Annotated in this window: 8 protein-coding genes; 2 read left to right on the top strand and 6 right to left on the bottom strand. The window is 49.3% G+C overall.

All coding sequences use genetic code 11. The features are described 5' to 3' along the window. Together cbiQ and COY37_RS11035 are read left to right on the top strand one after the other, a co-directional pair. The coding region (gene cbiQ, locus COY37_RS11040) for a cobalt ECF transporter T component CbiQ (protein WP_286977584.1) at positions 1-599 on the top strand (599 nt) is incomplete at its 5' end. Positions 600-609: 10 nt separating this feature from the next. Beyond that, complete coding sequence (locus COY37_RS11035) at positions 610-1458, top strand: energy-coupling factor ABC transporter ATP-binding protein (protein ID WP_286677660.1); 849 nt, start codon at positions 610-612, stop codon at positions 1456-1458. Between the two features lie 35 nt (positions 1459-1493). Here COY37_RS11035 and whiG read toward each other — a convergent pair whose 3' ends face one another. From whiG to COY37_RS11005, 6 genes are all read right to left on the bottom strand, one after another. Continuing rightward, positions 1494-2297: an RNA polymerase sigma factor WhiG gene (gene whiG, locus COY37_RS11030; protein ID WP_286677661.1), complete on the bottom strand. Its 804-nt coding sequence runs from the start codon at positions 2295-2297 to the stop codon at positions 1494-1496. A 182-nt stretch (positions 2298-2479) separates the two neighbouring features. Next, positions 2480-3439 (bottom strand): tyrosine recombinase XerC, encoded by a 960-nt coding sequence (gene xerC / locus COY37_RS11025; RefSeq protein ID WP_286677662.1) that lies wholly within the window; start codon positions 3437-3439, stop codon positions 2480-2482. A 111-nt stretch (positions 3440-3550) separates the two neighbouring features. Further along, positions 3551-3868: a preprotein translocase subunit YajC gene (gene yajC, locus COY37_RS11020; protein WP_286677663.1), complete on the bottom strand. Its 318-nt coding sequence runs from the start codon at positions 3866-3868 to the stop codon at positions 3551-3553. 113 nt (positions 3869-3981) lie between these two features. Continuing rightward, a complete protein-coding gene (gene tgt, locus COY37_RS11015; RefSeq protein WP_286677664.1) occupies positions 3982-5100 on the bottom strand; it encodes a tRNA guanosine(34) transglycosylase Tgt in 1119 nt (372 codons plus the stop codon). 148 nt (positions 5101-5248) lie between these two features. Beyond that, positions 5249-6271, bottom strand: coding sequence for a tRNA preQ1(34) S-adenosylmethionine ribosyltransferase-isomerase QueA (queA, locus tag COY37_RS11010; protein WP_286677665.1), 1023 nt, complete (start codon positions 6269-6271; stop codon positions 5249-5251). Positions 6272-6321: 50 nt separating this feature from the next. After that, on the bottom strand, positions 6322-6636 hold a 315-nt coding region (locus COY37_RS11005; RefSeq protein WP_286977581.1), incomplete at its 5' end, for an epoxyqueuosine reductase QueH.

The following is a 6636-nucleotide window of genomic DNA, read 5'->3' as shown; positions in this document are numbered from 1 at the left end:
AGCTGATGTCGTTGCCGCTATTTTTCTTGGTAACAGGAGTCTTGACAGTGGCTCTCAACTTTACCACCACCTCGCCGGATTCCTTCTTGTGGGGATTTAGAATAGGACGGTATTGGTTTGGTGCGACCGGTGTGAGTCTTGCCCTGGCCGGTAACCTGTTTCTCAAAGCTCTGGGTGCGGTCTCTTGCCTCTATTTTCTTTCCCTCACAACCTCGATGTTGGAGATATTTGCCATGCTGAAGAAACTGCGGCTGCCTCCCCTCTTCATCGAGTTGATGTCCCTGGTCTACCGGTTTATCTTTGTGCTCCTGGAAACCACTGATAGAATTTACATCTCACAGGCATCACGCTGGGGTTATGCTAATATTAAGAACACTTATCGTTCTCTTGGACAACTGGTGACCAACTTGTTTACGAAATCCCATCACAACTCACAAATGCTTTTCACAACGCTAATGTCCAGGTGCTACCAGGGCGAATTGAACGTGTTGGAGAACTCTTATACGCTATCCAAACGCAATCTGCTGATGATCACCTTTGTTGAAACCGCCTTGCTGGTAACCGGTCTCTGGTCTTGCGGTTATATAAGATTTCTTTAGGGGGTCTATTTTGTCTATTGAGCCGATCATAGAGACAAGGGGGTTAGGGTTCAGTTACGTTGATGGTACCCAAGCTCTTGTTGATGTCACCATATCTATTCCTAAAGGTAAAAGAATCGCTTTTTTAGGTCCTAACGGTTCGGGTAAGACAACGTTGTTTTTACACTTCAACGGACTGATGAGGCCGGACCGGGGAAAAATATTCTTTGATGGCCGGGAAGTAAGCTATAAGCATCATCGGCTACTGGAATTGCGCAAGCAGGTGGGGATTATCTTTCAGGACCCTGAAACCCAGCTGTTTTCCTCAAGCGTTAAGCAGGAAATCTCATTTGGGCCAATCAACCTGGGATTATCCAGAAATGACGTTGAGGAACGGGTTAAAAAAGCCATGGACGACACAGGAATTGCCGACCTTAAGAATAAGCCGACCCATTTCTTGAGCTACGGTCAGAAAAAACGGGTGGCTATTGCGGACATTCTAGCCATGGAGCCAAGGGTTTTGGTCTGTGACGAACCCACCGCTTGGCTTGATAAAAAACATGAAGGACAGATAATGCGCCTGCTAGATGAAATAAATAGCGACGGTATTACAGTCATTATGTCTACCCATGATGTGGATATCGCCTACTCCTGGGCCGATTATATTTTTGTTATGAATAAAGGCTCAGTGATCGGAGAAGGTACTCCGGAGCAAATCTTCTATGACCTCAAGCTCCTTGAAGAGGCGGAATTGGAAAGACCTTGGTTGCTGGATATTTATGATGATTTAAGTAATAAGGGGTTTCTGAACCGTGACAACCCGCCTAAAACGAAAGATGAGCTGTTGTTAAATTTGGCTAATTGCGTTAGGGGTACTTAGATTGTACGAAAGTTTTAGTCTTCTAGTTGCCGGGACTACGCTTCGCGCTGAATAATCTGGGCGCTGCGCATTTTTGCCTTGAGTCTTAAGACCGCTTTGGTGTGGAGTTGCGATACCCTGGATTCGGTAACGCCCAAGATCTCGCCGATCTCTCGAAGGGTCAGGTTATCGTAGTAATAGAGCACGATGACCGTTTTTTCGCGCTCGGGGAGTTTTGTTACGGCATCTGCCAGGATGTCTTTTATTTCTTCCATTTCAAACGACATGGAGGGGTCGGGGCTGGAGGTGTCTTCGATGCTATCGATGAGACTTACCTTGTCGTCTTTCTCGCCGACGCTCCAGAGCTCTTCAAGCGCCAGCACTGACGTATAGCTGAGCCGACTTAACAGTTCGTTGTGGTCCTCAATGGTCATGCCCATGGCTTCTGCGACCTCTGCGTCGGTCGGCACCCGCCTGAGTTTGTTTTCCAGTTCGTAGTAGACGCGTTCGAGTTCTCGCGCGCGGTATCTGACGGAGCGGGGTACCCAGTCGAGGGCTCTGAGTTCATCGATGATGGCGCCTTTTATCCTGGTGATCGCATAGGTCTCGAACTTTATCTCGCGGGTGGTGTCGTATTTTTCTATTGCGTCTATTAGCCCGAATATTCCATAGCTTACCAGGTCGGCCTGGTCTACGCTCTGCGGAAGATTGGCGGATATACGGCTGGCGATATACTTGACCAGCGGTGAGTAGCTAATGATGAGCTGATCGCGGCAATCCTGACGGTTTGTGGCTTTATACTCTTGCCAAAGATGGCTTACATCTGGTGCCACTTTCTTTGCTTTTTTTTTCGTTTCCACTTGGGCCTCCGTCGAGCGAATGTTTGCCGGTTATATATTGGATTATAAAGCGAATCTTGTAATATCTATTTGTACAACTGCCTGCTTTGCTTGTTATTATCGGCTAAGGCCTTCTATTTCAGCAGTACTTTTAGCAGTACTATTAACAATACTATTAAAAGAGCTTGCCCCGCTTTTTCACGCTAAGCTCTCGGGTGAGAGCGCATGTAAATATCCCTAAGCCGAGCCTTGCTTAAATGAGTATAAACTTGTGTTGACGATAAATCAACGTGCCCTAAAAGCTCCTGTACGTACCGCAAATCGGCGCCCGCCTCAAGCAGGTGCGTCGCGAATGAGTGCCTTATCGCATGAGGCGTAATTCCCCTGCTCAAGCCCACCTCTCGGACATATTTGTTCATGATTAGCCGCACGCCGTGGGTTGTCAATCGCTCACCCCGGTAGTTTACGAAAAGGGCGGTCGTCGCTCCCTTTTTGGGGTCTCGCTTTTTTACCAGCGCCTTGCGTGCGTCTTTAATGTAGGTGCGTACCATCTCGGCCGCAGCGCTATGCACCGGAACTATTCGCTCCTTGCGGCCTTTTCCGAATACCCGCACCTCCAGTGCGCCGTAATCGATGCTATCCAGGCCGAGCCCCACCAGTTCGCTTACGCGGATACCGGTTGCATACAGCATCTCAAGCATGGCCTTATCGCGCACTCCATACGGTGTCGATTGGTCGGGGGCTTCGAGGAGTAAATCTACGGCGTCTTCTTGTAAGAAATTTGGTAGTTTCTTCTCAAGCTTCGGGGCCGATATTATCTCGGTTGGATTTTTTTCGATTCCCTTATGGTGCTGCCGGAAACTAAAGAATGCGCGAACCGATGAAAGTTTTCGGGCCGTGCTCCTGCGGGAATAGTTCTGCTTTTGCAGAAAGCCCAAGTAGGTTCGGATCGTACGGTGGTCGACATCCTGAATGCGCTTGCCGGTTGCTTCGATGAATTTCAAAAACTGGCGGACATCGCGCGTGTAACCATCCACGGAATTCGGCGAGAGGTTGCGCTCGGCAGACAGGTATTTCACGAACTGATCCAGTTCATTAATCGGTTCTTGTTTTAGTTCTTTTATTAGTTCTGCATTCTGTGCTTCGTTTACTACTTCATCCATCGCCATACCGTTCGACCGCGAGTGACGCAATGCCTGCTGGGTATAATAAGTGCTATTACTATTCTATATTCTAGATTCTTACAGTATTTCCTTCTTTTGCTAGATTATTGGTTACGCGGCTTTCTCACGCTCAAGCTGCTGCCGCTGCTGCCCGGTTATATTAACGGCAACGGCATCCTTTGTCATTGTGGCGGTTGCATTGTCGTCGATTTGCAGCGTAAATGTATCCTCTCCTATGCTCTTTATGGTCCCGATGATGCCGCTAACGGTGATTATTTCATCGTTTACTTTTAAACTGTCGATTAGCCTCTGCCGCTCTTGTGCGCGTCTTCGTTGAGGTAAAACTAAAAGAAAATAGTACAGAGCGGCGAATATAACAATGTAGATGATGATGGTGAGCTGGGTTCCCCCGATTTGGCTTTTTAACATGGCGCCCTCCCGTGGCTGATTACCGGTTGTTGAATTTAATTACTTACTATACTTATCTTCCATTCTTTTGCCGGTTCTAGTCCTTCTGTGGGCGAGTGGTGCCGAAGGCTTGATTACACTACTCCGAATTCCTTCTCGTGCTTGATCTGGTAATCCGCCCTGAACTCGGCGAACCGGTCTTCAAGAATGGCCGTTCTTACCTCACCCATTACATCTATGAGGTACGAGAGGTTGTGCCAGGTTAAAAGCACCGCCCCCAGGATCTCATCGGATTTAATGAGGTGGCGCAAATACGCCCTGCTGAAGTTATTGCATGTGTAGCAATCGTGGTTTGGGTCCAGTTTATCAAAATCGCGCGCATATTTTGCGTTTCTGATATTTACCTTGCCGACCGATGTCAAAGCCAGGCCGTTTCTGGCAATCCGTGTGGGGAGAACGCAATCGAACATATCCACGCCAAGCGCAACGGATTCGACAAGGCTTGTTGGATTGCCCAAGCCCATGACGTAACGCGGTCGGTCTTTGGGCAGCAACGGGACGGTGTAATCGAGGACTTCGAACATAAGGGTATGCGGCTCGCCGACGCTTAAGCCCCCGATCGCATATCCGGGGAAATCAAGCTCGGCGGTCAGCTCGGCGCTCATCTTTCTTAAATCCTCGTATGTGCCGCCCTGCACTATCCCAAACAGCGCCTGGTCGGTAACGTGGGCCGCCTTACAGCGCTTGGCCCACTCATAGGTTCGCCTGACCGCACCCTCCACATATTGCTTTTCGGATGGATAGGTCGTGCATTCATCGAGAACCATGATTATATCGGCCCCGATCCATTCTTCGATCTCCATAACCTTCTCTGGGGTAAAGAAATGTGTCGAGCCATCGATTATTGAGCGGAACTCGACGCCTTCCTCGGTTACTTTTCGCATCTCGCTCAAACTGAATACCTGAAAACCGCCGCTATCGGTAAGAATCGGCTTGTCCCAGTTCATAAATTTATGCAACCCACCGGCCTCTTTTACAAGGTCATGGCCGGGTCTTAAGTACAAATGGTACGCATTTGAGAGGATGATTTGCGCGCCGATCGTTTTAAGCGCCTCCGGCGTCATCGCTTTTACGGTCGCCCGCGTCCCAACCGGCATAAACACCGGCGTCTCGATATCGCCGTGCGGCGTATGTATTATACCCGCCCTGGCCTTTGTTTTTTTATCTTCATGGATGAGTTGGAATTTTATCATATTCTTATTTTATTATAGTTATTTATAGGGGACGTTGTTTACTATGTTTCCTAACTTATTATAGGGGACGTTGTTTACTGTGTTTCCTAACTTATGTTGCGCAGCAATAAGGACCCACAGGAAACAACGTCCCCTTGTTCTACTTGTTCTACACGATAAACATCGCGTCGCCGAAGCTGTAGAACCTGTAGTGCTCGGCGATCGCTTCTTGATATGCTTTCATTATAAGCCCTTGACCGCCGAATGCGGCAACCATCATTAGAAGCGTCGAGTTCGGCAGGTGGAAGTTGGTTATCATGGCGTCGATTATTTTAAAATCGTAGCCCGGATAAATAAACAATTTTGTAGAATCCGTTCCGGCCGCTACCCTGCCCGCCTTGCCTGCGGTTTCAAGAACCCGTACCGAAGTCGTGCCGACGGCGATAACCCGGTTGCCGTGCCCCTTTGCTTCGTTTATCACAGCCGCGACATCAGATGATACGCTATACGGCTCGCTGTGCATCTTGTGGTCTTCGACGACTTCTTCTCTGACCGGCCTAAATGTATCCAGGCCCACGCGAAGGTTGACCGCCACAATGGTGACGCCTTTTTTCTCAAGGCTCCGCATAAGCTCGGGTGTAAAGTGAAGACCTGCGGTTGGCGCCGCAACCGACCCGCGCTCGCGGGCATATATGGTCTGATATCTGTCCCGCGTATCCAGCGGTTTTGTTATATACGGGGGCAGCGGGACCTCACCCAGTTCCTCGAGTACTTGGTTAAAGTCGCCTTCATAGTGGAAGGCAACGAGCCGTTCCCCTCCTGCCAGGCGCTTTTCTATCCTGGCAACCAGCCGGCCATCCCCGAACACGACTTCAGTGCCGGGGCTCAATCTTCTGCCGGGTCTGACCAGGGCTTCCCAGAGATTATGCTCGACTTCGCTTAAGAGAAATATCTCGACGCTTCCGCCTGTATGCGCTTTTCGCCCCTTAAGGCGTGCGGGAATAACCTTGGTATCGTTAATTACTAGGCAATCCCCGGGGATAAGGTAGGATTCGATATCCCTAAATATACGGTGCTCGATTTCGCCCGTGTTTCTGTGGACAATCATAAGCCGCGAGGAATCTCGCGGCTCGACCGGATCCTGAGCTATAAATTCTTTAGGCAGCTCGTAGTCAAATTCCGCCGTTTTCAACGTTTCACCTACCGCCTGAGCAACCGTAACACCACACTATAGTTAAAACCCTACCCAGTTGTTCGAGATTCACGATTGTTTCCCCTTACAGCATCCATGGTTGTATTGAGTTTCTTCGCGTACCGTTCGAGTTCGCTGTAAATGCATCCGCAATACGGTTGCCGGTACATATCTAATTCTTTAGCCCTCTCCTGCCCCGCTCTAAACCCTGGCCTGAAATCCCAGTACTTAAACTCGATACCGTAATGGCTCCCGATTTCTACTCCGAGCTGGTTAAGCAGCTCGTGCTTCTGGTAAGGGCTTATCAGAAGAGTCGTCGTGAACGCATCGTATCCCTTTTCTGCGGCAAACCGGGCCGCCTCGTT

This window comes from Candidatus Aquicultor secundus, from assembly GCF_002791875.1.
Lineage (GTDB): Bacteria > Actinomycetota > Aquicultoria > Aquicultorales > Aquicultoraceae > Aquicultor_A > Aquicultor_A secundus.
Note: the sequence above shows the minus strand (reverse complement) of the source record. Positions and strands in the feature narration are given on the sequence as shown.